The organism is Microbacterium sp. LMI12-1-1.1, from assembly GCF_040676455.1.
Classification (GTDB): Bacteria; Actinomycetota; Actinomycetes; order Actinomycetales; family Microbacteriaceae; genus Microbacterium.
Map to the genome: position 1 here is coordinate 119,630 of NZ_JBEGIA010000012.1, position 25,472 is coordinate 145,101.

Consider the following 25,472-nt stretch of genomic DNA (forward strand, 5'->3'; position numbering starts at 1 on the left):
ACGGCTCGGAGCGGTATCCGGGACTCGTTGGCGGCCATGGCATCGGATAGGGCGGATGCCTGCGCTGTCGTCGGAGCCTGCAGTGAGCAGTTGTCCACGCTGCGCCGCACGGTCCCGGATCAGCTCCGTAGCGAAGTCGAGACGTCCAGATGGACACCACGTGGACATCTCAACCACGAGACAGACGGCTCCGAGCGGAACCTACAACTGCTACCCGAAGTCGCCCGGGGCCATGTCGGTGAAGCGGGAGAAGTGGCCCTGGAACGCGACGGTGATCGTGTCGGTCGGGCCGTTGCGGTGCTTGGCGACGATGAGGTCGGCCTCGCCGGCCCGCGGCGAGTCCTTCTCGTAGGCGGCTTCGCGGTGCAGGAGCACGACCATGTCGGCGTCCTGCTCGATCGAGCCCGACTCACGCAGGTCGGAGAGTGCCGGCTTCTTGTCGGCACGCTGCTCGGCACCACGGTTCAGCTGCGAGAGGGCGATGACCGGGACACCGAGTTCCTTCGCGAGCAGCTTGAGCGCTCGTGAGAACTCCGATACCTCCTGCTGACGCGACTCGACGCGCTTGCCCGAGGTCATGAGCTGGAGGTAGTCGATGACGACGAGCTTCAGGCCCGCGCGCTGCTTGAGCCGCCGGCACTTGGCGCGGATCTCGACGAGCGTCATGTTGGGGCTGTCGTCGATGTAGAGCGGAGCGTCGTTGATGCGCCCGCGCGTCGCAGCGACGGTCGTCCAGTCGCGCGAGTCGAGCGTGCCCTTGCGCATGGACTGCAGGGGGATCGCGCCCTCCGCACTCAGCAGGCGCATCGCGATCTCGCTGCGCCCCATCTCGAGGGAGAAGAAGATCGTGGGCATGTCGTGCTTGACGGCGGCCGACCGCGCGAAGTCCAGCGCGAGCGTCGACTTACCCATCGCGGGTCGCGCCGCGATGATGATCATCTGACCCGGGTGCAGGCCGTTGGTCAGGGCGTCCAGTCCCGAGAAGCCGGTCGGGATGCCGGTCATCTGGCCGTCGCGACCTCGCGCGGCCTCGATCTCTTCCACCGCGGCATCCACCGCGATCGTGAGTGGCACGTAGTCCTCGGCCGCCTCGGCACCCGTCACCGAGTAGATCTCGGCCTGGGCGTTGTTGACGAGGTCGAGAGCCTCGCCCTGACCCGAGTAGCCCATCTGCACGATGCGGGTGCCGGCGTCGACCAGGCGGCGCAGCAGCGCTCGCTCCGAGACGATCGACGCGTAGTAGCCGGCGTTGGCCGCCGTCGGCACGATCGATGTCAGCGTGTGCAGGTAGTCCGCACCGCCGGCGCGCTGCAGCTCACCCGTCTTGATGAGCTCGTCGGTGACGGCGACGACATCGGTGGGCTCGCCGTGCGAGTAGAGGGTGAGGATCGCCTCGAAGATGAGCTCGTGCTTGGGCACGTAGAAGTCGGCGCCGCGGAGGGTCTCGATGACGTCGGCGACGGCATCCTTCGAGAGCAGCATGCCACCGAGCGCGCTCTGCTCGGCGAGGAGGTCGTGCGGGGGAGTGCGCTCGAAGTCACGGGGACCCCCCATGCGCTCATCGGAGATGTCGGCGATCGACATAGGCTGCGAGTCCTCCCTATCGTTCGTTCCCGAGTTGTCACGGCGTGAGCCGGTGCGGCTCGCCGGGCGCGCGTCAGCGTGCACGACCTGATTGCGGGATGCCGCAGCATCCCGCTCCCCGCCGAACCCCCGCGTGCGATCCCCTGCTGCTGCCACGCCGTTGTGTCCAGCACGGAGGCGCGCGCCACGAGTGGGCCGCACCCCACGCTAAGGACGGCCTCCGACACACGCAACACGACCTGTGGATAACTCTGTGGAGAGCCTGCGTGAAACGCCGACACGCCTGTGAACAACCGCTGTGGAGAACTCGCTGCTTTTCGAGCACGGTCTTCGCAGAAACCGCTCCTGACCGGCCGTTGCGTATTCCACAGCCTGTGGAGGAGGATGTGGTTGAAGTCAGGGTTGAAGGTTGGGCTGTGCATCGCGCCCTGTGCACAATTCCGGGGATACAGAACACCGTGCGCGCGCGAGGAGGCGCGATCGTGTTCGCGTCGAAAGGGGGTCTGGACATGGCGATTCCGCAGGCGGTATCCTCGCAAGTCCAGGCACCCCTACGCACGATCCGTCCGGAACGTGCGGCTCTTTCGTCGTGGGAGGTGAACGTGGAGATCGCAACCTCGCTGCCGAGGATCGTGCGGCTGGCCCTCATCGGGGTCGCAACCGCGTTCGCCTGGATCGTCGTCTCGCTGGTCCTCGGCCTCGGCCTCGGACAGGCGCACGCCGACGAGACCGAAGACGGAGGACTGCTCGGGGGTGCTCTCGGCGCCGTGACCTCGCTGGTCGACACGACCGCGACGACCGTCACGACCACCGTCTCAACGGTGGCCACGGGCGTCACCGGCGCTGTCAACACCGCGGTCGCCGCCGCTCCGCCGCCGGTCCAGCAGCCGGTCAGCCAGGTGGTCCAGACCGTCGGCACCGTCGTCACGACCGTCACTCAGCCGGTCTCCGACGTCGTCTCCGGCGGCGTTGTGAGCGGCATCACCGCTCCCGTCGTCGACCTCGTGACCGAGGTGCCGATCGTGGGCGGCGTCGTCACGGGCATCGGGCTCGACGACGCGGTGAACGACCTCGGCGGCACCGTCGACGAGACGCTCACCGGCGTCGTCGGCGCGGTCGACGAGACCGGCGCGACCGTCGGACTCCCGCCCGCGGGCGGCGCCGGCGAGGTACCTCCACTTCCCGGCATCCCCGCGATTCCGGGCCTTCCGGGGCTGTCCGGCACCCTCAGCGCGGACGACGCGCTCGCTGCGCTCGCCTCGCAGACGGAAGCCGCGGCCGCCCTCTTCTCAACGACCGCCCGCTCGATCGGCCAGTGGGCGGCGGCATCCGTCTCGCACGCCGGCGCTGCCGTCACAGTCGTCGTCTCGTCCGCCGTGCTCGCGCTGAGCGGACCCGTCAACTCTGCATGCGGACTCTGTCTTCCCACTTCTTCCGCGGGACCCGGTGGTGCGGGTCTCGGTGCCTGGGCGCTCGCTGCCCTCCTTCCTCTCGCCGCACACCGTGCCTGGGTGCGTCGAGCAGGTCCGGAGGACGAGCACGCGCCGCCGGCGCCCGCCGGTTCCACCGACGTCTCCCCCGACTGATCGGTTCCCCGCCGCCTTGCTCAATCGAGCGCGGGCGGCAGAGGAACCAGCGCGCCCTCACGCGCTGAGCAGCGCCTCTCCGTGCGCTGCGAACCGATCAATCCACAAAGGGGAACACCATGCGTACTTTCTACAAGCGCGCCCTCTGGGGCACGCTCCTCGCCGGCGGCATCACGCTGCTCGGCGCGACGGTCGCCAATGCGGCCGAGACGACGGGCGATGACGGGCTGCTCTCGGGCAGCCAGGCGATCGTCGACGTCACCCTTCCGATCAACATCAGCGGCACCTCGCTCTCGGTGCTGGGCGACTCGTCGAGCAGCGGCGCCACCACAGCGGCGCCGGCGCCCGCTCCGGCTCCCGCAGAGGCGACGACCAGCGGCTCCGACGGCATCGGCTCGGGCACGCAGGGCCTCGTGTCGGTGAACGTGCCGATCACGGTCTCGGGCAACGCGGCCTCGGTGGTCGGCGACTCCTCGTCGACGGATGCCGCGACCACGGCGCCCGCGCCCGCCACCGCACCGGCCACCGCACCGGCCGAGACCTCGGGCCAGGACGGCCTGCTCTCCGGAACCCAGGGGATCGTCTCGATCGCCGCTCCGGTGACCGTCTCGGGCAATGCGATCTCGGTCGTCGGCGACAGCGCGAGCGAGGACGCCACCACGGCGCCCGCCGGCTCGGGCGGCACCGCCGGCGCGGATGCCTGGACGGACGGCGAGGACTCGGTCCTCGGCGGCAGCCAGGTGGTCGCGCCGGTGACCGCCCCGGTCACCCTCTCGGGCAACGCGATCTCCCTCGTCGGAGACAGCGAGTCCACCGACGCCACCACGACCGCCGGCTCAGGGACACCCTCGACCGGCCCGACCGGCACCACCGGCGGCGAGGGCGGCATCCTCGGCGGCACCCAGGTGCTCGCACCCGTCACCGCCCCGATCACCGCGGTCGGCAACGCCGTCTCCGTCATCGGCGACAGCTCGAGCGAGGACGCCGCCACGGCACCCTCGACCGGCTCGACCGGCAACGGCACCACCGGCACCACCGGCGGCGAGGACGGCATCCTCGGCGGCACCCAGGTGCTCGCACCCGTCACCGCCCCGATCACCGCGGTCGGCAACGCCGTCTCGCTGGTCGGCGACAGCTCGAGCGAAGGCGCCGCCACGGCACCCTCGACCGGCTCGACCGGCAACGGCCCCACCGGCACCACCGGCGGCGAGGACGGCCTCCTCGGCGGCACCCAGGTGCTCGCACCGATCGCCGTGCCGGTCACGGTCGTCGGCAACGCCGTCTCGGGCGTCGGCGACAGCACCTCGACGGGTGCGGTCTCAGCGCCGGGCACCGGCAACGGCGGGACCACCGGCGCCACCGGCGGCCTGGACTCGATCCTCGGCGGCACCCAGGTGCTCGCGCCGATCTCGCTGCCCATCACCGTCGGCGGCAACGCCATCTCGGTGATCGGCGACAGCACCACGGTCGACGCCGTGGTGCCGACGGACCCGACCGATCCGACGGACCCGACGGACCCGACCGATCCGACGGACCCGACGGACCCGACCGACCCGACCGACCCGACCGAACCCACCAACCCGGGGGACGACGGGACGCCCGGTGACGGCGGCTCGGTCTCGGTCACCGGCTCGGCGGCGGCGTCCGGTGAGGCCACCCAGCTCGCCACGACAGGAGGAGCGGGCGCGATGCCGTTCCTGCTGCTGGGGCTCTCGCTGCTCGCAGCGGGTGCCATCGCGCGCGTGTCGCGGCGGCGCTCCGCGTGAGTCGACGGGGCAAGTCGACGTTCCCCAGGCGCCCCTCGCCCCGACTCGCGTGAGAGCACGGCGGGAGGGCCGTCCCCAGCGGCCCTCCCGCCCTTGAAACCGCCCCCGATCGCGATGGCCGGCTCTTGCCTGGACCCGCCTCTCGATCGGGGGTGCACGATCCGTCTTCGCCTGCGTCGTCCGGCCATGCCTGGAGCGGGCGACGCAGCGGAGATGACAGGAGCGGATGCCGCGAACCGGGGGGCTCGCGGCATCCGCTTCGTCACGCCCCCGAGCGCAGCCGAGGGACCGCCGCCCTCATTGCGCGCCCCTCGCGCGCTCGCCAGAGTAGGGGGGTGCCTCTCCCCGACTCCTACCGCCTCACCCCCATCGGATCCGACCGGCGCGACGACGTCCTGCGTCTGGACGTCTGGGCGTTCCCGACCGAGCGCTCCATCGAGACGCTGCGCGAGCTGCCGAGCCCGCTGAGCTGGCACCGCACGTACGGCGTCGCGCAGGTCGGCGACGACGAGCTGCTCGCCGGATTCCACGGCGCGTACCCGCTGCGCGCCTACCCCGTCCCCGGCGCGGAGGTGGCATGCGGCTGGCTGACGTGGGTCGGCGTGCACCCCGGTCACCGGCGACGCGGCATCCTGCGAGGGATGATCGAGCACCACTTCGCCGACTGCCTCGCGAACGGTGAGGCGATCTCGGGCCTGATGGCGGCGGAGACACCCATCTATGGCCGCTTCGGCTACGGCATGGCGTCGACGCAGCTGAGCCTGACGATCCCGCGCGGCGCCCCGCTCCGCCCGGTGCCGGGCGCCGCCGAGCTCGACGTCGCACTGGAGGAGTGGGATGCCGCGGCCCACGGCGACCTCGTCGCCGCTCTGCATCGCGACTACGCGCGCCTTCCCGAAGGGCTGGGGCGGCCGGGCTGGGCGACCCGCGAGACGCCGGAGCAGCGCGCGGCGCGTGAAGCCGACCCCGCGGCACTCCGCGGCGGCAAGGAGGCGCTCCGGCTCCTGATCGTGCGCGATGAGACCGACACCGCGCTCGCCTACGCGACATTCCGCCGCACGATGTCGTGGGAGCGCGCCGGGGCCGAGGGCACCGTGCATGTGCGCGAGGCCGTCGCGCTGACCGCGGCCGCCGCACACCGCATGTGGTCGGTGCTGCTCGATCTCGACCTGACCTCGCGGGTGAAGATCTCGAACCTGCCCGTCGACGACCCGATCGTGTCGCTGCTCGTCGACATCCGGCCCGCCCTACCCGACTACCAGGACAACTCGTGGCTGCGCATCGTCGACCTGCCCACCGCGCTCGCGCAGCGCCGGTACGCGGGCGACGTCGACGTGGTGCTCGACGTGACCGACGCGATGCTGCCCGCCAACGCCGGACGCTGGCGGGTACGCGCCCAGGCGTGGGGCAACGCGGAGGTCGCGCCGACCGACGACGCCGCCGACGTGGCGCTCGATGTCCGCGAGCTCGGCGCCGCGCATCTCGGCGCGATCTCGCTGTCGTCACTTGCCCAAGCCGGCCTCGTCGACGTGCGCTCACCGGCGGCCCTGCGCGCGGCATCCGCGGCGTGGTCCTGGCCGGTCGCCGCCGGCGCGAACTGGATCTTCTGAGCCCCGGCACCGTACCCAACTCAGGAACGACCCGACAACAGCTCCCGCGCGCCCGCGGAATCTCGCGCCCCACCCAGCAGCCGGACCGCGCCGTTCCTGAGTCGGGTACACGATCGACGGGTGACGTGCCCGGAGACGACGGATGCCGCAGACGCAAGTGCTCGTGAAAAGCACCGGCCCGCGGCATCCGTCTGAGCCCGGGCACCGTACCCAACTCAGGAACGACCCGACAACGGCTCCCGCGCGCCCGCGGAATCTCGCGCCCCACACGGCAGCCGGACCGCGCCGTTCCTGAGTTGGGTACACGATCGAGGGATGACGTGCCCGGAGACGACGGATGCCGCGGGCGCAAGTGCTCGTGAAGTACACCCCGGCCCGCGGCATCCGTCTGAGCCCGGGCACCGTACCCAACTCAGGAACGACCCGACAACGGCTCCCGCGCGCCCGCGGAATCCCGCGCCCCACACGGCAGCCGGACCGCGCCGTTCCTGAGTCGGGTACACGATCGACGGGTGACGTGCCCGGAGACGACGGATGCCGCGAACCCGAAGGTCCGCGGCATCCGTTTCGCCGTATCCCGGGGGATTACTTGGCGGCGACCACCTGCAGCGTGATCACGGCGGTGAGGTCGTCACGCAGGCGGATCGTCGCCTCGTGCTCGCCCACCGACTTGATCGGGGAGGTGATGTGGATCTTGCGCTTGTCCAGGTCGCCGAGGCCGGCGGCCTTGACCGCGTCGGCGACGTCGACCGTCTTGACCGCGCCGAACAGTCGACCCTCGGCGCCGGCCTTGACCGTCAGCTTGACCTTGTTGGTCTCGAGGGCGTTCTTGAGGGCCACGGCCTCTTCGTGGTCGTGGATCGCCCGGGACTCGCGGGCGGCGCGGATCGACGCCACCTGCTTCTCGCCACCGCGGGTCCAGGCCACAGCGAAGCCCTGGGGGATGAGGTAGTTGCGGGCGAACCCGTTCTTGACCTCGACAACGTCTCCGGCGCTTCCGAGCCCGGCGACCTCATTCGTGAGAATCAGCTTTGCCATTGGGTGCTCCTTAGCGGCCAGCGCCGGCGTAGGGCAGGAGCGCCATTTCGCGCGCGTTCTTGATCGCCTTGGCGATCAGACGCTGCTCCTGCACCGAGACACCGGTGATACGACGGGCGCGGATCTTGCCACGCTCCGAGATGAACTTGCGAAGAGTCGCGACGTCCTTGTAGTCGATGAGACCGACACGGATCGCCTTCGCGGGGGCCGCGTTCTTCGCGCCCTTCCGCGGCTTCCGGCGGTCGCCGGTTGCCTTTCCAGCCATGGTGGTTCCTTTACGTTTCCTTGATCGGATGCCTCTTCACGGGGCATCCGGAATCTGCTTGTGAGATCGACCCTTAGAAGGGGGTATCGTCGCCATAGGCGCCGGGGGCTGCCCAGGCGTCACCGCCGGCGGCGCCGTTCGCCGAACCGGGCGTGGACCACGGCTCGTCGGCGACCTGGGCCGGGCGAGCCTGACCGCCACCGCCGCCGAAGCTGCCGCCGCCGCTCGAGCCGCCCGCAGCGCGGGTGACCTGTGCGGTCGCGTAACGCAGCGACGGGCCGATCTCGTCGACCTCGAGCTCGATCGCGGTGCGGTTGTTGCCCTCGCGGTCCTGGTAGCTGCGCTGCTTGAGGCGGCCGGTCGCGATGACCCGCATGCCCTTGGTCAGCGAGCCGGCCACGTGCTCGGCGAACTCGCGCCACACGCTCGCGCGGAGGAACAGCGCTTCGCCGTCCTTCCACTCGTTCGCCTGACGGTCGAAGTTGCGCGGCGTCGACGCGATCGTGAAGTTCGCGACGGGGAGGCCGTTCTGCGTGTACCGCAGCTCGGGATCAGCCGTGAGGTTTCCCACGACGGTGATGATCGTCTCGCCGGCCATCAGCCTTACGCCTTCGCTGCCTTGGCAGACTTGCGGGCGGCGCGCTCGTCGGCACGCTGCTTCTCGGAGGCGATCATCGCGATGGCCTCTTCGGCACGCAGCACCTTGGTGCGCATGATCTGCTCGTTGAGGTTGAGCTGACGGTCGAGTTCCTGCGTGGTCGCGGCGGTCGCCGTGAAGTTGACGACGGCGTAGATGCCCTCGTTCTTCTTCTGGATCTCGTACGCGAGACGGCGCTTGCCCCAGATGTCGATGTTCTCGATGGTGCCGCCGTCGGTCGTGATGACCTTCAGGAACTTGTCGAGGTTGGCGCCGACCTGGCGCTCGTCGATCTCGGGGTTCAGGATGACCATGAGTTCGTACTGGTGCGTCACTAACCCACCTCCTTCGGACTAGAACGGCTGCCGGGCATTTCCCGACAGCAGGAGGGTGTGTGTGCACGTCATCCGACTTCCCGCGCATAGAACGCGTGCGGACAACCCTCCTATGGTACCGGATCGCCGACCAGACGCCGAACCCGCCCCGACCGGGGGTCGCGACACCGGTCAGCGGAACGCGTCGAGGCCGGTGAGGTGCTGACCGAGGATGAGGGTGTGCACCTCGTCGGTGCCCTCGTAGGTGCGTACCGACTCGAGGTTCGCCGCGTGCCGGATCGGGGAGTTCTCGAGCAGCACCCCGTCGCCGCCGAGGATCGTGCGCGCCTCACGGGCGATCGCGATCGCCTCGCGCACGTTGTTGAGCTTGCCCAGCGAGATCTGCGTCGGCGTGAGGGTGCCGGCATCCTTCGCACGTCCGATCTGCAGCGCCAGCAGCGCGCCCTTCTGCAGTTCGACCACCATGTCGACGAGTTTGCGCTGCGTCAGCTGGAACCCGGCGATGGGCCGGCCGAACTGCTCGCGTCGCAAGGCGTGGCGGAGCGCCGCCTCGTAGCTGTCGCGCGCCGCCCCGAGCGCGCCCCACACGATCCCGTACCGCGCCTCGTTGAGCGCCGAGAACGGCCCGCGGAGCCCTCGCGCCTCGGGAAGGAGAGCGGATGCCGGCAGCCTCACGTCGTCGAAGCGCAGCTCGGTCTGCACCGAGGCCCGCATCGAGCCCTTCGGCTCGAGCACGGCGACCTCGAACCCCGGCGTGCCGGTCGGGACGAGGAACCCGCGGACGCCGTCGTCAGTCTGCGCCCAGACGACCGCTAACTGCGCGATCGAGGCGAGGCCGATCCAGCGCTTCGCCCCCGAGAGCACCCAGTCTCCGCCGTCTCGGCGCGCGAAGGTCTTCATGCTCGACGGGTCGGAGCCTGCGGTCGGCTCGGTGAGCGCGAAGCTGCCGATGGCCTCGCCGGCCGCCATCCGGGGCAGCCACTCCTGCTTCTGCTCCTCGCTGCCCCAGCGGTGGATCGAGCCCATCGCGAGCGACCCCTGCACCGAGACGAACGTGCGGATGCCGGAGTCGCCCGCCTCGAGCTCGAGCGCCGCCAGGCCGTACTCGACGGCGCTGCGGCCGGGGCATCCGTACCCGTCGAGGGTCATGCCGAGGACGCCGAGCCGTCCGAGAGCAGGTGCGAGTTCGACGGGGAAGTGGCCTCGGTCGAACCAGTCGGCGATGAGCGGGCGGATCTCGGCGTCGACGAAGCCGCGCACGTGGTCGCGGACCGCGCGCTCGTCCGGGGTGAGGAGCGCGTCGGTGCCGAGGATGTCGGATGCCGCGCGCAGCGCGTCGAGATCGTCGGGGTCCCTGCGGGCATCGGTCATGGCGCCTCCTCGCATCGTGATTCGATCCTGCCCCAAGCCGTTTCACGCGGGTCGTCGCTCGCCGGCCCGGGAGGCGATATGTTCACGGAAACCTCGGCATCCGCTCCGTCGCGGACGTCGCCGACCAGCCCGTCAAGCGATTATCGATTATGCTGACGGAACACGTTCCACGTCGATTGGACCACACCGGATGCCTGTCTCGACCACCCTCGTCTTCGCCGGCGATTCGATCACCGACTCCGGACGCGACCGAGATGACTCAACGTCGCTGGGGGATGGCTACGTCGCGCTGATCTCACGAGCGGTCGGCGACGACGCGACCGTCGTCAACAAGGGCATCGGCGGCGACCGCGCCGTCGACCTCGCCGCCCGCTGGGACGACGTGCTCGCCACGCAGCCCGACGTGCTCACGGTGTACATCGGCGTGAACGACATGTGGCGCCGCTTCGACAACGACGACCCGACCTCAGCCGAGGATTTCGAGGCCACGGTCGCGGAACTCCTCGAGGCCGCCCGCGAAGCGGGCGTCGACCGCTTCGTGCTCGTGGAGCCGTTCTTCGTACCGGTGAGCGAGGGCCAGGCCGCCTGGCTCGAGGACCTCGACCCCAAGCGGGCCGCCATCCGCCGCCTCGCCGAGCGGTTCGAAGCCACGCTCGTGCCGCTGCACGACAGCGTCGGCGCGGCGGCCGCCGAGCACGGCGCCGCGGCGATCGTGCCCGACGGCGTCCACCCGACGGCGCAGGGCGCCGCTCTCATCGCCGACGCCTGGCTCGCCGCGTACGCCGCCGCGGTGCCGGTCGGCGCCGCACGCAACGGAAAGTAGACCACGATGTCGGATGCGCTCAGTTCCGTGACCGAACTCAAGCGCGGCCTGCTCTCGGACCAGATCTACGAGCTCGTCAAGACGATGATCAAGGACGGCTCGCTGGCCCCCGGCGAGCAGCTCGTCGAGTCGCAGCTCGCCCGCCGGCTGCAGGTCAGCCAGGCACCGGTGCGCGACGCGCTCAAGCAGCTCGCCCACGAGGGGCTCGTGACCCACGTGCGCCACCAGGGCAACTTCGTGTCGAGCTACTCCGACGAGGAGGTCGCCCAGGCGAAGGTCGCCCGCGCCGAGCTCGAGTCCATCGCCGGCCGCCTCGCCTGCGGCGCGCTGGATGCCGAGGCTCACCAGCGCCTCGAAGACCTCATCTCGCAGATGCACGACGCCGCCGAGGCGAAGGATCTCGGCGTCTTCCGCGAGCTCGACTTCGCGTTCCACCGTGGTGTGATCGAGGCGAGCGGCAACGTCTACCTCCCGCGCATGTGGGACATCATCGAGCCGAGCCTGCGCTCCCTCCACGTGCTCGGCGACCCGTCGTACCCCGGCGACTGGCACACGGTCGCCGAGTGGCACCGCAGCCTCCTCGCCGCACTCGACGCGGGCGACCCCGACGCCGCCGCGCAGCTGTTCCACGCGCACGCTGCCGGCACGCTGCTCCCCGACGACGAGACCGCGTAGCCCCCAGGCACCTGCGGCCCGGTCGCTAGGCGAGCGTCAGCGAGACGAAGCGCGTTGCGCAACACCCCGGGCGGTCGTTCAGAGACCGTAGAGCGCGGTCGCGGTCGCACCCCAGAACGCGTCGGGGCGTGCAGCCCACGCCCGCTCGACGTCGTCGACGAGGCGCGCGTACGGCACGAGGCGGGCCGACATCGGCCAGTCGCTGCCGAACATCAGACGCTCGCCGCCGAACGCATCGACGGCAGTCTCGGCAAGGGCGCCGAGACGGTCATGGTCGCCGGGCGCCGTCGCGAGCCCCGAGAACTTCGCCGCGGTGTTCGGGTGGGCGCCGACGCGCGCGAGCGACGCCGCCCACGCACTGTCGGGCGCGCCGGCGCCGAGTCCGAGATGGCACAGCACGAAGGTCGTGCCCGGATGCCGCCACGCGAGGCCCGCCACCGCGTCGAGCTGCGCCGGCCGCACCAGCAGCTCGACGACGCGCCCGGTCGCCCCGGCGCCGTCGCAGAGCCGGTCGAGATCGCGGACGTCCGACAGGTCGGCCGCACCGGCAGGCGTCGCCACACGGATGCCGCGCACGCGCTCGTCCAGCGCGGCCTCCGCGACGCCGGCCCACCCCGTCGCCGGTGCGTACTGCAGCACGACCGATCGCACCACAGCGTCGCGGCGTGCGAGATCGTGCAGCCACTGCATCTCGACCTGCGTGTCGGCGGCCTGCACGGCCACAGCGGCCGAGAGCGGGCGTGAAGCGGCGGCCGCGGCATCCGTCAGCGCAGCGGTCGTCGCCGCCCGCGGCAGCTGCAGGTCATCGCGGAACCACGAGAGCGGGAACCGCTCGAGGTCCCACACGTGCACGTGGGCGTCGACGATGCCCGTGCTCACCCGCGGCCGACCTCGAGCGCCTCGGCGGCGTCTTGCAGCTCGGCCCACAGGTCCTCGGGGATGACCACACCCTCGGCCTCGGCGAAGTCGTCGACCTCGGCGGCGGTGCGCGCACCGACGACGACCGCCTCGACGGCGGGCAGACGCAGCGGGTAGCGCGCCGCGACGCGACGCAGGGGCACCCCTCGTGCGTCGCACGCCGCGGCCAGGCGCCGTGCCCGGTCGCGCAGCTCAGGCGTCGCCTCGCGATAGTCGAAGTAGGGCGCACCCACCGGGTCGGCCAGGATGCCCGAGTTGAACACGCCCGCGGCGATGACGCCGACGCCCCGCCCCGCGGCCTCCGGCAGCAGTTCGGTCTCGCCGCGGTGGTCGAGAAGCGTCGTGCGGCCGGCGATCATGACGACATCGACGTCCGCCTCGCGGACGAACCTCGTGAGCGGTTCGGGCCACACCATGCCGACGCCGATCGCACGCACGACACCCTGCGCCCGCAGGTCGGCGAGCGCGGGCATGGCGTGCGCGAGGGCCTCGTCGACGTCGAGCGGGTCGTGCAGGTGGAGCAGGTCGATGCGGTCGGTGCCGAGGCGCTCGAGGCTCCCCTCGATGCTGCGGAGCACGCCGTCTCGCGTCAGATCGCCGACCGTGTCGACCCCGACGCCGCCCGTCGGCACGGGCGAGCCGGCCGCGTCGACGATCCGCCGCCCGACCTTCGTCGCGATCACGACCGTGTCGCGGTCGACCCCGGCGAGAGCCCGGCCCAGGCGTGCCTCGCTCACGCCGGCGCCGTAGTGGGGTGCCGTGTCGAAGAAGCGGATGCCGCGGTCGAGCGCTGCAGCGATCGTCTCGTCGGCGTCGGACTCGGCGACCGCGTGGTAGAGGTTGCCGATCGGCGCGCACCCCAGCCCGAACGTGTCGGACGCACCGGGGGTCGCGGTCAGCGGGCGAAGGCCTGCACCGAACGCCACTGCTCGTACTCCTCCCGCGAGTCGGGGGTCAGTGGATAGTAGTCGCTGAGACGGGCTCCCTCGTCGAGGCGCTGGCGGCTGAACGACTCCCAGTTCTCGTGGTCCTGCGCGAACTCGACGACGGAGTCCGCCATCGCCTGCGGCACGATGACCGGGCCGTCGCCGTCGGCGATGACGATGTCGCCCGGCATGCAGAGTGCCCCGCCGACCGCGACCGGCACGTCATAGGCCCACGGGAAGAGCTCGGTCTGCGAGGCGTAGTGGGGTGTGGTCCCCGTGGACCACACCGGCAGCCCGAGATCGCGGATGCGATCGGCGTCGCGGATGCGGCCGTCGACCACGATGCCGACACCGCCCTTGCGCAGGAAGTACCGGGCCAGGATGTCGCCGATGCAGCCCGAGTACCTGCTGCCGAACGCCTGGATCACGAGCACGTCGCCGGGCTTGACCTCTTCGAGCACGGCCCACAGTGCGGTGTGCCGTTCGACGTATTCCTGACCGTGGCCCGAGGCGAGGTCTTCCCGCTGCGGCATGAACTGCAGCGTGATGGCCGATCCGACCACCCGCTGCCCTTCGGTCAGCGGGAGCGGTCCCTCGACGAATGAGCGGGTGATGCCCAGGCCGTGCAGTTTCGCGCAGGCGGTGGCCGCCGACACCCGTTCCAGATCGCGGATCGTCTCGGGGTCGGCCCGGCGGTATGCGTCGCCGCGCACCGGAAGCTCGAACGCTGGGCGCGGGAAGGGGGCTGTGGATTCGGACATGTCACTCCTTCGAAGGGGAGGTCGGACGGACGGATGCCGCGGCTGCTGCTCGTTCGGCAGTGCCGGCTGCCCGGTGCCGGGGCGCGGCATCCGAGGGCGCGGTATGGAGAGTGAGATCGATGCGGTGGGCGGGTCGCAGCTCGACCTCGACGACGTCGGAGTCGAGCTCGAGGAAGTGGATCGTCGAGGTGCCGGGGGTGGCGGCGTAGGCGGTGCTGCGCCCGGGGTACTCGCCCCCTGCCCGCGTGCGGACGGTCACTCCGGTGAGGCGGCGCTCGCCGAAGCGGGAGGTGCGCACGATCACGCGGTGCGTCCGTGTCGTGGAGGTGTTGACGAGGGCGAGGTCGATGTCGCCGGCGTCCAGGCGTGACACGAGCGCCGCGACGTCGCGCGGCAGGCCGGGCCGCCCGCGCTCCGGGTCTTCGTAGACGACGGCGGCGAACGGCAGCCCGCCGTTGTAGAGCACCTGCGGCGTCCCCGAGACGAGCTGGCCCAGCACCTCGGTCACGACGGGGTTCACCCGCTGCCCGAAGTGCAGGTGTGCGGCATCCGGATCGCTCGCGGCAGCCGCCATCAGCGCGACACGTCGCGCCACCTGACCGAGCGCCATCGACAGCGCGCGCGTCGGATACTCGGGCAGGTCGCCGTCCAGGAAAGCCACCCACGGTGCCTCGTGGCCGGCCTCCGCCTTGTCGCGGAACGCCTTGACCGGGTCCTCCATCGCCGGAAGACCCGCGATCGCCCGGCGCACGCGCGCGAGGTCGTCGGTGCGGCGCGACCACCACCACACCCACAGCGGCAGCTCGAGGGGCATCGGCCCGTAGTCGAACCACCCGTGGCGGCCGTACCGGTGCGGCACGAGGAGCGCCGGCCGGGCGGCATCCGCTCCCCAGCGGGCGAGCCAGCCTCCCCGCAGGCTGAACGGGGTCTCCGCTATGGGCGCCACGATCGCGTTGTCGAGCACGGTGTCGAGCACGGTGCGCGCCATGTCGAGCGCCGCGTCGTCGCCGGTGACGAAGGCCTCGTTGATGCCGGCGATCACCGCGGCCATGCCCACGGACGGCAGGCCGTGCGGCCAGGTCCAGCCGTAGTGCCCGCCGAACCAGCGACCGTCGTGCAGCCCGCCCGTCGTGCCGTCGGGGGCGACGCTGTCGGGGAGCAGGCCGTCGTTCGCGGCGGCGCGCTCGCGCCAGCCGTCGACGTAGGCGCGCAGCCACGCGGCCGACGCCTCGTCGCCGTCGTAGAGCCAGCGATTCGCCACGAGGCTCGTCGCGGCGAGGTTGACGGCGACATCACCCGCCGCCGCGCGGTGCATCGCCTCGCCCATGGCCGCGGCGAGCGCCGGATCGGCGAGGTCGTCCCACTCCTCGACGGCGCGGACGTACTCGAGGGGAAGTCCGTACGGTCGCATCTCGGCGCGGTCGGCCGAGTAGGGCTCGGGTGCGTCGCTGAGTCCCGGACGCGGGCCCAGGGCGCCGTTGTGCGGGGCGCGGATGATGCCGAGCGCGGGGTCGAAGTTGCCGTGCGCGGCATCCGTGTACAGCTCCGAGAAGCGGCGTGCCCGCTCGGCGAAGTCGCGGTCGGCCGGATCGGCTGCACACAGACCGTAGAAGAAGAGGAGCGACTCGCCCTGGTGGAACCAGTCGTAGCCGTTCTCGTACTCGTCGGTGAGCATGCCGGCCTCGGTCAGCTGAGCGGTGACGCCTTCCCAGTGGCGCTTCGCCGCCGCGAGCACGTCGTCGCTGCCGCCCAGCAGGTAGAACGCCGGCCAGTTGAAGAACGGCTCGTACAGGTCGTCGACGCCGTCGCGGTCGACGAACTCGGCGGCGAACCGCAGTCGACCGTCGGGCTCGGCGAAGGTGGTTGAGAAGAGCCGCCAGGCGTCTTCGATCTCGTCGAAGAGGCGGCGCTCGAGCACCGCCCACGCCGGCAGCTCAGAGAGCGGATGTCCCTGGATCGCGTCGCCCATCTCAGCCCTTCGTCGCCCCGGCGACGAGGCCGCCGATGATATGCCGCTGCATGATGATGAAGAAGGCGACGGCAGGTGCGATCGCCAGCAGGAGCGTGGGGAACAGCACGGTGTAGTCGGTGGAGAACTCGCCGACCGCCGCGTAGACGCCGGTGGTCACCGTGTAGATGCCCGAGCCCGGGCCCAGGATGATCTGAGGACTCACGAAGTCGTTCCAGACGCCGATCGAGTTGAGCACGACGATGGTCGCGACCACCGGCCGCATGATCGGGAAGATGCACGACCAGAACGCGCGGATGCGTCCGGCCCCGTCGAGTGCCGCGGCTTCGTCGATGTCTCGGGGCACGGTGCGCAGGTAGGCGGCGAACAGGAAGATCGTCACCGGCAGCGTCGCCGCCGTCTCGAAGAGGAGGAATCCGGGGATCGTGTTGATGAGCCCCAGGACGCGCAGCACGAAGACCACAGGGATCAGCGTCACCTGGCCGGGGATGAACAGTCCCGACACGAACACGAGCAGCAGCGCGACGTGCCACTTCGAGCGACCCCGTGCGATCACATAGGCGACCGGCGCGGAGAGCGCGATGCAGAACACGTTCACGAGCACGACGAACAGCAGGGTGATGCCGTACGCCCCGACCACGTTGAACTTCTCGCTTGTGATCGCGTTCCAGAGGTAGTCGAACGTGAACATGTCGGGTGTGATCGCGAGCGGATGCAGGATGATGTCGGCCTGCGGCTTGAACGCGCTGATCACGAGGATGTACAGCGGCACCAGCATCACCAGCGCGAGGGCGCCGAGCAGCACCCACTTCACGATCGAGGCGGCGAGCGGCGTGCGCTCGGCGGCGGGTCCGCCACGGCGCCGGGGGCGGCGGCCGAACCTGCGACGCGGCAGCTCGCCCGGGTCGGTCAGGAACATCTCGGCGGCGATGTTCGGGCTCGTGGTCTCGGTCGAGATCGTCATGATTCACTCGCCTTCCGGTCGGCGCCGCGGCGCGCGAAGGTCACCGCGAGCCCGATCGCCGCGGTCACGATGAGGAGCACGACCGACTGGGCCGCGCCGAACCCGAGCCGCGCCTGCGCGAACGAGTCCTTGAGGATCTGGTAGACGATCGTCTGCGTGGACGCGGCCGGTCCGCCGTCGGTGAGGGCGAGCACGATGTCGTACGCCTTGAGCAGGCCGACCAGCGTCAGCACGAGGTTGACGGTGAGCACGGGCGCGATGAGGGGCAGCGTGACGCTGCGGAACTGCTGCCACCGCGACGCGCCGTCGACGGTCGCCGCCTCGTAGTACTCGGTGGGCACCGACTTGATGCCGGCCAGGTACAGGATCATGTTGAAGCCGAAGTGCGACCACACGATCGTCAGGATCACGCTCGCCTTCGCGAACGTCATGTCGGTGAGGAACGGCAGCGGCGCCGCCCCGAACTGGGCGAGCAGCGAGTTGACGGCGCCCTGCGGAGCGAGCATCGCCGACCAGAGGAACCCGATGATCAGCGCACTGATGATGTACGGGTAGAAGAAGACGGTGCGCAGCACCGTGTTGCCGCGGCTGTTGCCGGCGATGAGGGATGCGACGGCCAGGCCGATCCCGTTGCACAGCACCGTGCCCACCACTGCGATGATCGCGGTGAAGACGGCCGCATCGACCGTGCGCGGGTTCTTGAACGCGTCGGCGTAGTTCTCGAACCCGATGAAGTCGAAGTGCAGGCTGTAGCCGTTCCAGTCGGTGAAGCTCAGCACGATGGCCAGCAGCATCGGCACGATGAACATCGCGACGAAGACGAGCAGTGCGGGGCCGCCCATGATCACGCCGGCGAGGCGGTCGTGCCACGAGGTGCGCCGTCTGCGGCTGGGCGCGCTCGTCCGTGCTCTCGCGGTGCCCGCCAGCCGGGCCACGGTGTCGGCCATCTCAGTCTGCTTCCTCCCTGCGGCGTCCGCGCCGGTCGGGGTCTCGCGCCGCGCGATCGGTCTCGCCGTCGCTGCTCGTGTGGTCGTCGATACGTGGGGACGCGGTCCTCCGCGCCGGCGCGTGCCGGCGCGGAGGTACGCGGTCAGTTGATGGCGGCGTCGAACCAGGCGTCCATCGCCGCGTCGACATCGGCCGCGGAGGTGCCGCCGAGCAGCGCCTGCGTCTGCGTGTTGATCTCGCCGGAGTAGCCGTCCGGGAGCTTCCGCTCGCCGTAGCCGCCGCCGGTCGGGGTATACGCCGAGGCGGGGGTGTCGGCGACGATCGCCAGCAGCTCGGCGCCGAGATCGGTCATCTCGTACTCGTAGCCGTCGCGGTAGTTGCCGTCGACCTCGAGCTGGCTCATCACCGCGTCCTCGTCCGTGGTCAAGAACTCCACGAGCTTCGCCGCGGCATCCTGATGCTGGGATTCCTTCATGATCATGTAGGGACTGGCGATGTTCGCCCCCATCGCGGGATCCGCGACGCCGTCGACAGCGGGTCCGCGGAAGACGCCGATCGGCGCCGGACTCTCGGCCTTCGCCTCGGTGCCCACGAACCAGCTGCCCATCGGGTAGAGCGCCGTGTTGCCGGCGAGGAAGTTCTGCTCGGCGTCGGGGTACTTCACCCCCAGAGCGTCCGGGTTGGTGTAGCCCTTCGCGATCCAGTCCGCGTAGAGCTCGGTGTAGTCGCCGTAGCTCTCACTGAAGGTCACGTCGCCGGAGTCCATGTCGGCATACCAGTCGGGGTTCTCGCCGACGATCGAGGGCAGCGCGAGGGTCTGCAGGGCGTGGCTCGACATCCAGTCACCGCCGGTCTGGATGCCGGTCCACCCGGCGTCCTTCAGCTTGGCCAGCGCGTCGTCGAGTTCGTCCACCGTCGTGGGCGGCTCGGTGATACCCGCCTCTGCGAAGGCGTCCTTGTTGTAGAACCACAGGCTCTGCAGCTGCACGCCGACGCCCGCCATGTAGTACTTGCCGTCGATCGAGTACTGGTCGGCCAGCGGCCCGCCCGACGCCCAGTCATACTCCGACAGGTCCACGAGCTCTTCGGCGAGGTCCGGGGTCGGGGCGAGCGACTGCACGATGTCGGGTGCCTGCCCGGCGGCGAGCAACCGGGGGACGGCGGCCTGGACGCCTTCGGCGCCGGGGTTGTCGATCACGACGTCGATGCCGGGATTCGCGTCTTCGAACGGCGCGACGAGCTCGTTCCACCAGTCCTCGGTGAGGTTCGGAGTCACGTTCACCAGCACGCGCAGCTCGACCTCTTCGTCGGGGCTCTCACCTCCGCTCGGGGTGGAGGAGCAGCCGGCAAGGAGCGTCACGGCGGCCGCTCCGGCGCCGATCGCGGTGAGGGTACGTCTGCTGATCATCGTCGATCCTCTCGTGGGCACATCATCGGGACGTCACGACCATACACTAATCGATAATCGCTTATCAACGGATCTGTACCGATGAGCCGTGGTGCGGCCTCGATGCTATCGATAACCGATGGAGCGATCGGATGCCGCCGCACCTGTTGGCGCGGCATCGCCCCCTACCGTGGTCGCGTGAGCGTCCCCGCCGCCGAGCCCGCAGACGTGGGCGTTGGCTGTTCTCGGTGCTCACCGCGCTGCGGCCGCCCCCCGGCGTCGCGCCGCAGGGCAGACGCCTGCAGCGCGGAGTGCCCTGGGTGCCGATCATCGTCGGCGGCGGGGTGGTGCTGTTCTGGCTGTTCACGCAGGTGGGCGGGGCGCTGCGGCGCTGATCGCCGACGCTGCCGACGCAGCCGGTGCGCAGGCGCACGAGCGTATGCTGTCGGGCGTGCATTCGACGTTCACGACGCCCGGCGGGCGTGAGGGGGTACTCGGCGCGTCCTGCGCCGAGCGGAGGTAGCCGCGCGCGTCGCCCGGTCTTCGGCCGAGCGCGACGCCGTCGACTCTCCGCGAACCACCGGCCCGCGGCATCCGATCTCTCGTCGTACCGCGACGATCCCCCGTGAAACAAGGAATCATGCACGCATACACCCAGAAGGACATTCGCGCCTCGTTCGTCAACGCCTCGCTGCGCGAACGCAACGCCCTCGTCATCCCTGACCTGGCCCCGGTCGATTGGCAGAACCTCGACTACTTCGGCTGGCGGGACCCGAAGCAGCCGCTCGCCGGCTTCATCGTCGTGTCGGTCGACGACGAGCCGGTCGGCATCCTGCTGCGCCAGACCGAGCAGCGCACGCGCACCCGCCCGCAGTGCTCATGGTGCGAGGACGTCACGCTCCCGAACGATGTCGTGCTGTTCGGCGCCAAGCGCGCCGGCAAGGCCGGCCGCAACGGCGACACCGTCGGCACTCTGCTGTGCGAGAACTTCGAGTGCTCCGTAAACGCGCGCCGGCCGATGCCGCCCGCCTACCTCGGGTTCGACGTGATGGCCGCACGCGAGCGGCGCATCGAGGCGCTCCGCGCGCACGCCGAGGGCTTCGCGCGCGACATCCGCGACAGCCACTGAACGGGAGGGCCGCACGTCATCCCGCGGAGGCGTGCGGCCCCAGCCCGAAGTGGTCGAGCTCGGCATCGGTCAGCATGCGCGAGCGGATGATGAAGCGGCTGCCCGTCGGCCCCTCGACGCTGAACCCGGCGCCGCGGCCGGGAACGACGTCGATCGTGAGGTGCGTGTACTTCCAGTACTCGTACTGAGCCGCCGAGATGAAGACCTCGACGGGCTCTGCGAGGCCGACCTCGAGCTCACCCAGCCGCACGTCCGACGGGCCGGTCTGGAACATCCCGACCGGGAAGCACATCGGCGCGCTGCCGTCGCAGCATCCGCCGGACTGGTGGAGCATCAGCGGGCCGTGCTGGGCCGTGAGCTGCCGCAGGAGGGATGCCGCGGCATCCGTCACCGCCACACGCGCGTGGGTTCGGGTCGGGGCCATCAGGACTCCTCATCCCGGTCGCTGAGCGAGCGAGGAACGCGGTCGTTGAGCGAGCTTGCGAGTCGAAACGCAGACGACACGTCGCGGGTTTCGCGCAAGGCTCTGGCGTTTCGTCTTCGGGCGCCAGAGCGCCCTCCGCTCAACGACCGGGGTCTGAAACGGCCCGGGCGGAGCGGCTGGCGACTCGCTCCACCCGGGTCGGGGAGGCCGTGGCGCCGGACCCCTCCGGGACGCGACGGCCTCAGCGGCCGGCCTAGAAGAAGCCCATCGCACCGTCGGCGTACGACACGAGCAGGTTCTTCGTCTGCTGGTAGTGGTCGAGCATCTTGAGGTGGTTCTCCCTGCCGATGCCGGACTGCTTGTAGCCGCCGAACGCCGCGTGCGCGGGGTACTGGTGATAGGTGTTCGTCCAGACGCGCCCGGCCTCGATGGCGCGACCGGCGCGGTAGGCGGTGTCACCCGAGCGGCTCCAGACCCCGGCGCCGAGGCCGTACAGCGTGTCGTTGGCGATCGAGATGGCGTCGTCGAAGTCGTCGAACGAGGTCACCGAGACGACGGGGCCGAAGATCTCCTCCTGGAAGATGCGCATGTCGTTCGAGCCCTCGAAAACCGTCGGCGCGACGTAGTAGCCGCCCGAGAGGTCGCCGCCGAGGTCGACGCGCTCGCCGCCCGCGAGCAGCTTCGCGCCGCCCGCCTTGCCGATCTCGATGTACGACAGGATCTTCTCGAGCTGGTCGTTCGAGGCCTGTGCGCCGATCATCGTCGCCGGATCGAGCGGGTTGCCCTGCACGATCTTCGCGACGCGGTCGAGCCCGTCGCCGAGGAAGCGGTCGTAGATGGATCGCTGGATGAGCGCGCGCGAGGGGCAGGTGCACACCTCGCCCTGGTTGAGCGCGAAGAGCGTGAAGCCCTCGAGGGCCTTGTCGTAATAGGCGTCGCCGGTGTCGCGGGCGACGTCCTCGAAGAACACGTTCGCGCTCTTGCCCCCGAGCTCGAGGGTCACCGGAATGAGGTTCTGCGACGCGTACTGCATGATGAGGCGGCCCGTGGTCGTCTCACCCGTGAACGCGACCTTGCGGATGCGCTTGTGCTGCGCCAGCGGCGCTCCGGCTTCGATGCCGAACCCGTTGACGATGTTGACGACGCCCGCCGGCAGGAGGTCGCCGATGATCTCGAACAGGAACAGGATCGACGCCGGCGTCTGCTCGGCGGGCTTCAGCACCACGCAGTTGCCGGCTGCCAGCGCCGGCGCGAGCTTCCACGTGGCCATGAGGATGGGGAAGTTCCACGGGATGATCTGCCCGACCACGCCGAGCGGCTCGTGGAAGTGGTATGCCACGGTGTCCTCGTCGATCTGGCTGAGCGAGCCCTCCTGAGCGCGGAGCACACCCGCGAAGTACCGGAAGTGATCGACGGCGAGCGGGATGTCGGCCGCCAGCGTCTCGCGGACGGGCTTGCCGTTCTCCCACGTCTCGGCGACGGCGATCTTCTCGAGGTTCTGCTCGATGCGGTCGGCGATCTTGTTGAGGATGAGCGCGCGCTCGGCCGGCGTGGTGCGCTTCCATGACTCGAACGCCCGCCACGCGACATCCACCGCGCGGTCGATGTCCTCCGCCGTGCCGCGGCCCACCTCGGTGAAGGGCTTGCCCGTGACGGGGCTGATGTTCTCGAAGTACTGGCCCTTGATCGGCTCGACGAACTCGCCGCCGATGTAATGGCCGTAGCGGGGGCGGTAGTCGGCGATCGAGCCGCGCTGCCCGGGAGCGGCGTAGATGCTCGAGACGCCCTCTTCGACGATGGTCATGCTGGTCTCCTTCGACGCGTGGTGCGACGGTCCTCGTCGCGATGGGTCGAAGGTAGGCCCGCGGAGGTTGCACAACGTTGCGGCCGATCGTCTGCGCCGGGCGCAGGGCGTTTCGTCTCTGCGTTTCGACTCGCAAGCTCGCTCAACGACCGCGTTCCTCGCTCGCTCAACGACCGGGACAGGCCCGCTGAGCGAGCGAGACCGAACGTGGGCGACGCGCGCTACTCGGCCGAGGGCGAGCGTCGAGCGCGGTCCCGCTCGACGATCTCGAGGTAGTGCGGGTTCTCCATAATGCCGAGGATGTTGCCGAAGGGGTCGACCACGGCCGCGGTGTTGAAGCCGTGACCTCGCTCGATCACCGGCTGATACGGGGCGGCGCCGAACTCGATCAGGCGCGCGAGGCTCGCGTGCACGTCATCGACCGCCCACTGCATGACCGCACCGGCCGGCCCGTCGGGCATCGGCGGCCGGTACTGCGCATCGATGATGCCGAGCTCGTGCTCGTAGTCCCCCACACGGAACTCGATGTAGGCAGGAGTGACGAAGTAGGGCTCGATACCCAGTACCTCGGCGTACCAGCGCGAAGCGGCGTTCAGGTCTGCGGCGTAGTAGCTGATGGTGGCGAATCCGCGGAGCATGGCGGTTCCTCTCTGTCGTGGATCCACCCTCCCGCCAAATGCGGACAGGAACGGTCCGCGATCAGAGAGCGGCGTCGAGCTTCTCGATCCGCGCCACGAGCCCCGCACGACGGGGCGACCGCGCGGGCACCATCGAGAGGCAGAGCCGCAGCAGGTCGACGTCATCGGCGCCGGCATCCGTCTCGGCGAACGCCAGCAGGACATCGACGGACGCCTCGGCCATGAGCGCCTCGCGCAGCGCGACGCGGACCGTGTCGCGGAACTCCTCCACCCCGGGCGCGACGGAATCCGGCAGCACGTCGCCCCGGTACGCGGCGAGCGCGACCCGGTGCGCGCCCCGGTCGAGCAGCGACAGCACCTGGTGCGCATCGGTCTCGATCTCGACGCCGAGCCGGTAGGGCCGGGACTCCGGCACGAGAGCGGGAGCGGATGCCGCGAGCGCCTTGCGCAGGCGCACCATCTCGGCGCGGAGCGTGACGGACGTCGCACCCGTCGCCGCGCGGCGAGCATCGGCGGACTCGCCGTACACGAGCTCGCCCAGTCGCTCGGCCGACAGCCCCTGGCGGTGCACGGCGAGCATGAGCAGCAGCTCGGCGTGGCGCGGACCGAGCTCGGACACCGTCTCGACGCCCTCGCCGGCCACCTCGAGCAAGGCACGGTCGCGTCCGAGCACCCGGAGGGTCGCACGAGTGGGCTCGGCGCGCCGAGTGGGCGAGCGGCGCCGGGCGGCGCCGGGCGCGGGAGTCTGTCCCTCGGCGGCGCGAGCACGGAGCCGCGCGACCAGCAGCTCTCCCTCGATCGCCCGGGCGGTGGCGTCCACCAGCAGCTGCGCCTGCGGCGTCACCGCCTCAAGGCCCCCGGTCACGTCGATGACGCCGAGGATGCGGCGCGTCTCGGGATCGTGCACCGGGGCGGCGCTGCAGGACCACGGCTGGACGAGACGGTTGAAGTGCTCGGCGCCGGTGATCTGCACCGACCGGCCGAGCGCGAGGGCCGTGCCCGGGGCGGCGGTGCCGACGGCGTCCTCCGACCAGTTCGCGCCCTCGACGAACCCCATGTCGCCCGTCAGCCGGCGCACGTTCCGGTCGCCCTCGACCCACAGCAGCCGCCCGGCGGCATCGCCGACCGCCACGACGACACCGGACTCCGAGGCCTCGCCCGGCAGCAGCAGTCCGCGCACCATGTCGATGACGCCGGCGAGCGGGTGCGCGCGGCGATACGCCTCGAGCTCTTCCGCGGTCAGGTCGAGGGGCGGCAGCCCTTCGGCGCCCACGAGGCTGTCGAGCGAACGGCGCCAGGACTCCCGCACGAGCATCCGCACGTCGTTCAGCCGCTCGTCGGCGGCATTGCCCGCGACCAGTTCTTCGTGCGCGCGCTCGATGAGCAGACGGGATGTCTCGGGCGACACCTCGCGGCGCTGCGACCAGGGTGATGACACGGCGGCTCCGATCGACGTCGGTGGAGCGTGCGTCCAGTGTAGGACGGCCGTGCGTCGCCCTCGACGAGGCGCCGGGGCTCGGCTCTCCTAGTCGGCGGTGGTGACCTCGGAGCGCAGCGGCATCAGCGCGCCCGCGACCTGGCCGATCGTGGCTTCGTCGACGCCCGCGTCGGCGAGCGCCGTCGCCGCATGGCCGATGACCCGGTCGAAGTCGGCGTCGGTGATCCCGCGTCCGGCGTGGGCGGCGCGCATATCGAGGCCCTTGTAGCCGTTGGGACCGCCCGCCGCCGCGGCGAGGAAGAGCGCCATGTGACGCTTCTGGTCGACCATCCGGGTTTGCGAGAAGTAGGGCGCGAGCGTCTCGTCGCCCAGAATCAGCCGGTACATGTTGTCGACGACGGCGGCGATGCCGTCGCCTTCGCCGAGCCGCTGGTACAGGGTCGCTTCGGTGGTGTCGGTCATGCGGGTGCTCCGAT

Annotated in this window: 25 protein-coding genes; 7 read left to right on the plus strand and 18 right to left on the minus strand. The window is 70.6% G+C overall.

Annotated features, from left to right (window positions below; translation table 11 throughout):
• Nucleotides 1-210: 210 nt before the first annotated feature.
• A complete protein-coding gene (dnaB, locus tag MRBLMI12_RS09265; RefSeq protein WP_349429053.1) occupies nucleotides 211-1,584 on the minus strand; it encodes a replicative DNA helicase in 1,374 nt (457 codons plus the stop codon).
• Nucleotides 1,585-2,186: 602 nt separating this feature from the next.
• On the opposite strand from dnaB, the gene MRBLMI12_RS09270 reads away from it, so the two are divergent.
• The 3 genes from MRBLMI12_RS09270 to MRBLMI12_RS09280 all read left to right on the plus strand — a co-directional run bounded on the left by MRBLMI12_RS09270 (nucleotide 2,187) and on the right by MRBLMI12_RS09280 (nucleotide 6,546).
• The gene (locus tag MRBLMI12_RS09270) at nucleotides 2,187-3,170 is read left to right on the plus strand and encodes a hypothetical protein (RefSeq protein ID WP_363355974.1); all 984 of its coding nucleotides are present in this window, start codon (nucleotides 2,187-2,189) and stop codon (nucleotides 3,168-3,170) included.
• A 119-nt stretch (nucleotides 3,171-3,289) separates the two neighbouring features.
• Nucleotides 3,290-4,936: a chaplin family protein gene (locus MRBLMI12_RS09275; RefSeq protein ID WP_363355976.1), complete on the plus strand. Its 1,647-nt coding sequence runs from the start codon at nucleotides 3,290-3,292 to the stop codon at nucleotides 4,934-4,936.
• A 335-nt stretch (nucleotides 4,937-5,271) separates the two neighbouring features.
• Nucleotides 5,272-6,546 (plus strand): GNAT family N-acetyltransferase, encoded by a 1,275-nt coding sequence (locus MRBLMI12_RS09280; protein WP_363355978.1) that lies wholly within the window; start codon nucleotides 5,272-5,274, stop codon nucleotides 6,544-6,546.
• A 585-nt stretch (nucleotides 6,547-7,131) separates the two neighbouring features.
• On the opposite strand, the gene rplI is transcribed toward MRBLMI12_RS09280, so the two are convergent.
• The 5 genes from rplI to MRBLMI12_RS09305 form a co-directional block, all read right to left on the minus strand.
• The gene (gene rplI, locus MRBLMI12_RS09285; RefSeq protein ID WP_349425688.1) at nucleotides 7,132-7,584 is read right to left on the minus strand and encodes a 50S ribosomal protein L9; all 453 of its coding nucleotides are present in this window, start codon (nucleotides 7,582-7,584) and stop codon (nucleotides 7,132-7,134) included.
• Between the two features lie 10 nt (nucleotides 7,585-7,594).
• Entirely contained in the window at nucleotides 7,595-7,849 is a 255-nt protein-coding gene (rpsR, locus tag MRBLMI12_RS09290; protein WP_045301896.1) for a 30S ribosomal protein S18, read from the minus strand.
• Nucleotides 7,850-7,922: 73 nt separating this feature from the next.
• Nucleotides 7,923-8,447, minus strand: coding sequence for a single-stranded DNA-binding protein (locus MRBLMI12_RS09295; RefSeq protein ID WP_363355981.1), 525 nt, complete (start codon nucleotides 8,445-8,447; stop codon nucleotides 7,923-7,925).
• A 5-nt stretch (nucleotides 8,448-8,452) separates the two neighbouring features.
• Nucleotides 8,453-8,821 carry a 30S ribosomal protein S6 gene (gene rpsF / locus MRBLMI12_RS09300; protein ID WP_163616223.1) on the minus strand — a complete coding sequence of 123 codons (369 nt, stop codon included), beginning with the start codon at nucleotides 8,819-8,821 and terminating at the stop codon, nucleotides 8,453-8,455.
• A 171-nt stretch (nucleotides 8,822-8,992) separates the two neighbouring features.
• A complete protein-coding gene (locus MRBLMI12_RS09305) occupies nucleotides 8,993-10,192 on the minus strand; it encodes an acyl-CoA dehydrogenase family protein (protein WP_363355983.1) in 1,200 nt (399 codons plus the stop codon).
• A gap of 190 nt (nucleotides 10,193-10,382) precedes the next feature.
• Here MRBLMI12_RS09305 and MRBLMI12_RS09310 point away from each other — a divergent pair, with 190 nt between their 5' ends.
• Complete coding sequence (locus MRBLMI12_RS09310) at nucleotides 10,383-11,015, plus strand: SGNH/GDSL hydrolase family protein (RefSeq protein ID WP_363355985.1); 633 nt, start codon at nucleotides 10,383-10,385, stop codon at nucleotides 11,013-11,015.
• Nucleotides 11,016-11,042: 27 nt separating this feature from the next.
• The gene (locus tag MRBLMI12_RS09315; RefSeq protein WP_363355987.1) at nucleotides 11,043-11,690 is read left to right on the plus strand and encodes a GntR family transcriptional regulator; all 648 of its coding nucleotides are present in this window, start codon (nucleotides 11,043-11,045) and stop codon (nucleotides 11,688-11,690) included.
• Between the two features lie 78 nt (nucleotides 11,691-11,768).
• On the opposite strand, the gene MRBLMI12_RS09320 is transcribed toward MRBLMI12_RS09315, so the two are convergent.
• The 7 genes from MRBLMI12_RS09320 to MRBLMI12_RS09350 all read right to left on the minus strand — a co-directional run bounded on the left by MRBLMI12_RS09320 (nucleotide 11,769) and on the right by MRBLMI12_RS09350 (nucleotide 19,584).
• A complete protein-coding gene (locus MRBLMI12_RS09320; RefSeq protein WP_363355989.1) occupies nucleotides 11,769-12,569 on the minus strand; it encodes an amidohydrolase family protein in 801 nt (266 codons plus the stop codon).
• Nucleotides 12,566-13,534: an aldo/keto reductase gene (locus MRBLMI12_RS09325; RefSeq protein ID WP_363355991.1), complete on the minus strand. Its 969-nt coding sequence runs from the start codon at nucleotides 13,532-13,534 to the stop codon at nucleotides 12,566-12,568. The genes MRBLMI12_RS09320 and MRBLMI12_RS09325 overlap by 4 nt, the downstream gene beginning before the upstream one ends.
• Nucleotides 13,504-14,295 carry a ribonuclease activity regulator RraA gene (locus MRBLMI12_RS09330; protein ID WP_363355993.1) on the minus strand — a complete coding sequence of 264 codons (792 nt, stop codon included), beginning with the start codon at nucleotides 14,293-14,295 and terminating at the stop codon, nucleotides 13,504-13,506. Before MRBLMI12_RS09330 ends, MRBLMI12_RS09325 begins: the two co-directional genes overlap by 31 nt.
• A gap of 1 nt (nucleotide 14,296) precedes the next feature.
• Complete coding sequence (locus tag MRBLMI12_RS09335; protein ID WP_363355995.1) at nucleotides 14,297-16,264, minus strand: hypothetical protein; 1,968 nt, start codon at nucleotides 16,262-16,264, stop codon at nucleotides 14,297-14,299.
• 1 nt (nucleotide 16,265) lies between these two features.
• Nucleotides 16,266-17,228 (minus strand): carbohydrate ABC transporter permease, encoded by a 963-nt coding sequence (locus MRBLMI12_RS09340; RefSeq protein ID WP_363355997.1) that lies wholly within the window; start codon nucleotides 17,226-17,228, stop codon nucleotides 16,266-16,268.
• Nucleotides 17,225-18,175, minus strand: coding sequence for a carbohydrate ABC transporter permease (locus MRBLMI12_RS09345; protein ID WP_363355999.1), 951 nt, complete (start codon nucleotides 18,173-18,175; stop codon nucleotides 17,225-17,227). Before MRBLMI12_RS09345 ends, MRBLMI12_RS09340 begins: the two co-directional genes overlap by 4 nt.
• A 143-nt stretch (nucleotides 18,176-18,318) precedes the next feature.
• A complete protein-coding gene (locus MRBLMI12_RS09350; protein ID WP_363356001.1) occupies nucleotides 18,319-19,584 on the minus strand; it encodes an ABC transporter substrate-binding protein in 1,266 nt (421 codons plus the stop codon).
• A 227-nt stretch (nucleotides 19,585-19,811) separates the two neighbouring features.
• Between MRBLMI12_RS09350 and MRBLMI12_RS09355 the strand changes: the two genes are divergently transcribed.
• Both MRBLMI12_RS09355 and MRBLMI12_RS09360 read left to right on the plus strand, forming a co-directional pair.
• Nucleotides 19,812-19,958, plus strand: coding sequence for a hypothetical protein (locus tag MRBLMI12_RS09355; RefSeq protein ID WP_363356003.1), 147 nt, complete (start codon nucleotides 19,812-19,814; stop codon nucleotides 19,956-19,958).
• 245 nt (nucleotides 19,959-20,203) lie between these two features.
• Nucleotides 20,204-20,692, plus strand: a complete 489-nt coding sequence (locus MRBLMI12_RS09360; RefSeq protein ID WP_363356005.1) for an FBP domain-containing protein — start codon at nucleotides 20,204-20,206, stop codon at nucleotides 20,690-20,692.
• Nucleotides 20,693-20,708: 16 nt separating this feature from the next.
• On the opposite strand, the gene MRBLMI12_RS09365 is transcribed toward MRBLMI12_RS09360, so the two are convergent.
• From MRBLMI12_RS09365 to MRBLMI12_RS09385, 5 genes are all read right to left on the minus strand, one after another.
• Nucleotides 20,709-21,116, minus strand: coding sequence for a DUF779 domain-containing protein (locus MRBLMI12_RS09365; protein WP_363356007.1), 408 nt, complete (start codon nucleotides 21,114-21,116; stop codon nucleotides 20,709-20,711).
• A 253-nt stretch (nucleotides 21,117-21,369) separates the two neighbouring features.
• On the minus strand, nucleotides 21,370-22,920 hold the full coding sequence (locus tag MRBLMI12_RS09370) for an aldehyde dehydrogenase family protein (RefSeq protein WP_363356009.1): 1,551 nt from the start codon (nucleotides 22,918-22,920) through the stop codon (nucleotides 21,370-21,372).
• Between the two features lie 221 nt (nucleotides 22,921-23,141).
• The gene (locus MRBLMI12_RS09375) at nucleotides 23,142-23,558 is read right to left on the minus strand and encodes a VOC family protein (protein ID WP_363356011.1); all 417 of its coding nucleotides are present in this window, start codon (nucleotides 23,556-23,558) and stop codon (nucleotides 23,142-23,144) included.
• 61 nt (nucleotides 23,559-23,619) lie between these two features.
• Nucleotides 23,620-24,996 (minus strand): transcriptional regulator, encoded by a 1,377-nt coding sequence (locus tag MRBLMI12_RS09380; RefSeq protein WP_363356013.1) that lies wholly within the window; start codon nucleotides 24,994-24,996, stop codon nucleotides 23,620-23,622.
• Between the two features lie 87 nt (nucleotides 24,997-25,083).
• Complete coding sequence (locus tag MRBLMI12_RS09385) at nucleotides 25,084-25,458, minus strand: group I truncated hemoglobin (RefSeq protein WP_363356015.1); 375 nt, start codon at nucleotides 25,456-25,458, stop codon at nucleotides 25,084-25,086.
• Nucleotides 25,459-25,472: the final 14 nt, after the last annotated feature.